The sequence below is a fragment of the Mycobacterium ostraviense genome, from assembly GCF_002705925.1.
In the GTDB taxonomy this organism is placed as follows: Bacteria; Actinomycetota; Actinomycetes; order Mycobacteriales; family Mycobacteriaceae; genus Mycobacterium; species Mycobacterium ostraviense.
On sequence record NZ_NKRE01000117.1, the window covers coordinates 1 to 254 of the forward strand.

Consider the following 254-nt stretch of genomic DNA (forward strand, 5'->3'; position numbering starts at 1 on the left):
GTGAAGGAACCGCGCCGGTTCCGGCTCACCGCCACCGTGCACCAGATGGAACAGGTGGGCCTGGATGCGGTGCCACTGGTAGCGCTGCTGTCGTACCTGGTCGGCGCGGTGATCGCCTTCCTCGGCTCGACCATCCTGCGTGACTTCGGTGCCGAGATCTATGTGGTCGAACTGGTCAACATCGCCTTCCTGCGCGAGTTTGCCGTGCTGCTGACCGCCATCGTGCTGGCCGGCCGCACCGCCAGCGCCTTCAC

The 254-nt window shown here is 66.1% G+C and carries 1 protein-coding gene; it reads left to right on the plus strand.

Going from position 1 to position 254, the window contains the following annotated elements; all coding sequences use genetic code 11:
* Positions 1 to 45: 45 nt before the first annotated feature.
* On the plus strand, positions 46 to 254 hold a 209-nt coding region (locus CDN38_RS33745; RefSeq protein ID WP_244307499.1), incomplete at its 3' end, for an ABC transporter permease.